General features: G+C 61.3%; 2 protein-coding genes. Both read left to right on the forward strand.

What is annotated here, in order from left to right; all coding sequences use genetic code 11:
- The first annotated feature begins 98 nt into the window (after positions 1–98).
- Complete coding sequence (locus JMJ95_RS03315) at positions 99–2,306, forward strand: iron ABC transporter permease (protein ID WP_290682624.1); 2,208 nt, start codon at positions 99–101, stop codon at positions 2,304–2,306.
- Between the two features lie 13 nt (positions 2,307–2,319).
- Positions 2,320–3,417 (forward strand): ABC transporter ATP-binding protein, encoded by a 1,098-nt coding sequence (locus JMJ95_RS03320; protein WP_290682626.1) that lies wholly within the window; start codon positions 2,320–2,322, stop codon positions 3,415–3,417.
- The last annotated feature ends 128 nt before the right edge of the window (positions 3,418–3,545 follow it).

Below are 3,545 nucleotides of genomic sequence, written 5' to 3' on the forward strand. Positions count from 1 at the left end.
AAGGAAATCGGCGCTTCCAGGTAAAGAGCGCCTGCAATCGTGAAACTGGAAGGGGTCCTGCTCAGGACCCCTTCATTCTTTCACCGGAAAAGGAGGAGATGACCATTCCTTCCAGAAAGTTTTTCTCCCCGGCCTTCTCCGTTCTGCTCTTCGCCTCCCTGCTCTTCTGGATGTACAATGCCCTGGCCGGATCCTTCGGCTCTATCGCCGAGAACCACTACAAAAAGGCCGCCGAGGTCGCCATGGGCTCGGTCCCATCGAAAGACGAAGCCATTGACGGCTGGATCAGGCGCATCAGCGGCCCCTCCAGGGATTTCGAGCTTCTCTTTCTCAAGGGCTTTCCTGAAGACAGGGAAGGCATGAAGATCTTCGCCCCCACTCCCGCCCTCGGGGAATTCTTCGCGCTCCACGGGAAGGACCGTGATTTCGCCAGGGGAATAGAGAGCGCCATGTACGACGAAATGTACCAGCCTGCCCAGAGATTTTTTCTCGACGGGGAGGAGCGGCGGGTGCTCTTCGCTCCCGCCCATGACGGCGAGACCGGAGACGTCACCGGTACCGCCGTGTTTCTCTTCTCTCCGGGAGACTTCGACCAGTTTCTTTCCCTCCTGCGGGGGCTCTTTCTTCTCGCCCTGGTTCTCTTCGCCGCCGTCTTCGCCGTGGCGAGCTACAGCAGGGATCCCATCACAGGCTATGTCATCCTCGGCCTCTTCACCATCGTGGGGGTGTTCGTCGCCTATCCCCTCTTCGAGGCGGTCCGGCTGACCTTTCTCAAGGACGGAAAATTCTCGCTCGAAACGTGGAAATCCATCCTCACCACCAGGCAGTACGTCACCGCCCTGAGAGGCAGCATCACCCTGGGGGCCTTCACCGCCACCGCTTCGACGATCGTAGGTTTTCTCTTCGCTTTCGTCATTTCGAGGACGGCTATCCGGGGGAAGAAGTTCTTCTCCGCCATGGCGACTCTTCCCATTATCTCGCCCCCCTTTTCCCTCACCCTGTCCATTATTCTGCTCTTCGGCAACAATGGCCTTATCACGAAACAGGTCCTCGGACTGGAGAATTTCACCATCTACGGGCTCGGCGGGCTGACCCTGGTCCAGACCATGGGGATGTTCCCCATCGCCTTCCTCACCATGGTGGGCATCCTCGAAGCCATCGACTCCACCCTGGAGGATGCCGCACTGAACCTGAGGGCCAACCGATGGGAAACCTTCAAAACGGTGACCCTCCCTCTCTCGGTGCCCGGACTGCTCAGCTCCTGGCTCCTGGTGTTCACCAACTCTCTGGCCGATTTCGCGAACCCCCTGATTCTCTCCGGGAGCTTCCGGGTGCTTTCCGTGGAATCCTACATGGAGGTCACGGGAATGAACCGCCTCGGCCACGGGGCCGCTCTTTCCCTGCTGCTGCTCCTGCCCACCCTGTCCGCCTTTCTTGCCCAGCGGTACTGGGTAAGCCGCAAATCCTACGTCACCGTCACGGGGAAACCCTCGGGCCGCATGACGGAGCTCGTGTCGCCGGCGGTGAAGCGTATTCTGGTCACCCTGATGGTCCTGATCGTCCTCTTCCTTCTGAGCCTCTACGGAACCATCATCGCCGGGTGCTTCGTGAAGAACTGGGGCATCGACTACAGCTTCAGCCTGGCCAACTTCAGGGAGGCCTTCGAGCGGGGATGGAGGGTGCTCCTTGACACCATGACGCTCGCAGGCGCGGCCACGCCCATCGCGGGCATCCTGGCCATGATCGCCGCTCTTGTGCTTGCAAGGAAGAAATTTCCCTGCAAGCGGTTGCTCGACATGCTCATCCTGACCCCCTTCGCCCTTCCGGGCACCCTGGTGGGCATCAGCTACATTCTGGCCTTCAACAAGGCCCCCCTCATCCTCGTCGGGACGGCGGCCATCATCGTGATCAACTACGTCATCAGGGAACTTCCCGTGGGCGTGGAGGGAGGACTCGCCTCCCTGAAGCAGATCGACCCGGCCATCGAAGAGGCGGCCGCGGACCTCGGAGCCGACACCCCCACGGTGTTCCGCACCATCGTCCTCCCGCTGATACGGCCGGCCTTCATCTCCAGCCTCTCCTACACCTTCGTCCGGTCCATGACGGCTGTGAGCGCCGTCATCTTCCTCATCTCCGCCAAGTGGTACCACCTGACCGTCCTCATCTACAATTTCTCCGAAAACCTGCGGTTCGGCCTGGCGAGCGTCCTCGCGACGACGCTCATCGTGATCGTCCTTCTGACCTTCGGGCTTCTGCGGCTGGTGGTCCGGAAGAACGAAAATCTCGCAAAGACCATGAGCATCTGAGGTGGGACAAACCATGGAAAACATATCGAAATCAGTCACCCTTGAAAACGTGTGGAAAGTGTTCCAGGATCCCCAGTCCGGAAAGGACATCACCGCCGTTGAGCAGGCGGATTTTGTCATCGCCCCCGGCGAGCTGGTTACCCTTCTCGGACCCTCGGGGTGCGGCAAAACCACCACGCTGCGCATGATCGCCGGGTTCGAGCTGCCCACCAGGGGCCGGGTACTCATCGGGAGCGAGGATATCACCCACCTCCCCCCCAACAGGCGGGATACCGCCATGGTCTTCCAGAGCTACGGGCTCTTCCCCCACATGAACGTCTTCGACAACGTGGCCTACGGCCTCAGGCTCAGAAAGATGCCGGAGAAGGAGATCAGCGGGAAGGTCATGCGCTTTCTCGGCATGGTGGGCCTCGACACCCTGGCGAAACGTCCCCCCTCCCGTCTTTCGGGAGGACAGCAGCAGCGGGTCGCCCTGGCCCGTTCTCTCATCGTGGAGCCTGCGGTCCTTCTGCTGGACGAGCCCCTGTCGAACCTCGACGCCCTGCTCCGCGAGCAGATGCGGGTGGAGATCCGCCGCATCCAGAAATCCCTCGGCATCACCGCCGCCTACGTGACCCACGACCGGGTCGAGGCCATGAGCCTTTCGGACAGGATTATCGTCATGAACAAGGGGAAGATCGTGCAGATCGGATCGCCCCACCAGGTTTACCGCGATCCGGCGAGCGCCTTCGTGGCGGGATTCATCGGCAAAGTGGCCTTTCTCCCCGCCGAGGTGGCGGGGGTGGACGAGCACTGTACCGTAAAGGTCAGGGGAAGGACCTTTCCCCTTCCCCGCTTCTCCCCGGATCTCAGGGCCGGGGATCCCGCCCTCGTCATGTGCCGCCCTGAATCGCTCACCCTCCTCCCGCCCGGAGAGGGCATCCTGGACGGACGGGTGACCACCAACGTCTATCTCGGGCACAGCATCGAATCCTTCGTCGCCACCGAGATGGGAGAAATCCTCGTCCAGGTGGACAACCCCGATGCCCGGCAGATATTCGCCGAAGGAGAGGCCGTCTCCGTCTCCTTCATTCCGGAGCTCACCAAGGCCCTGCCCGCCGGGGAGGAATAAAAATGCCGGAATATCTGAAAGTGGAGGTCTACCTCCCGGAGGAGTTCGTTCCCGCCCTCCGGGACGCCCTGGACCGGGAGGGCTTCCTGAGAGAGGGACACTACGCCGGCGTCATGGCCCTGCTGGAA

The organism is Aminivibrio sp. (assembly GCF_016756745.1).
Taxonomy (GTDB): Bacteria; Synergistota; Synergistia; order Synergistales; family Aminobacteriaceae; genus Aminivibrio.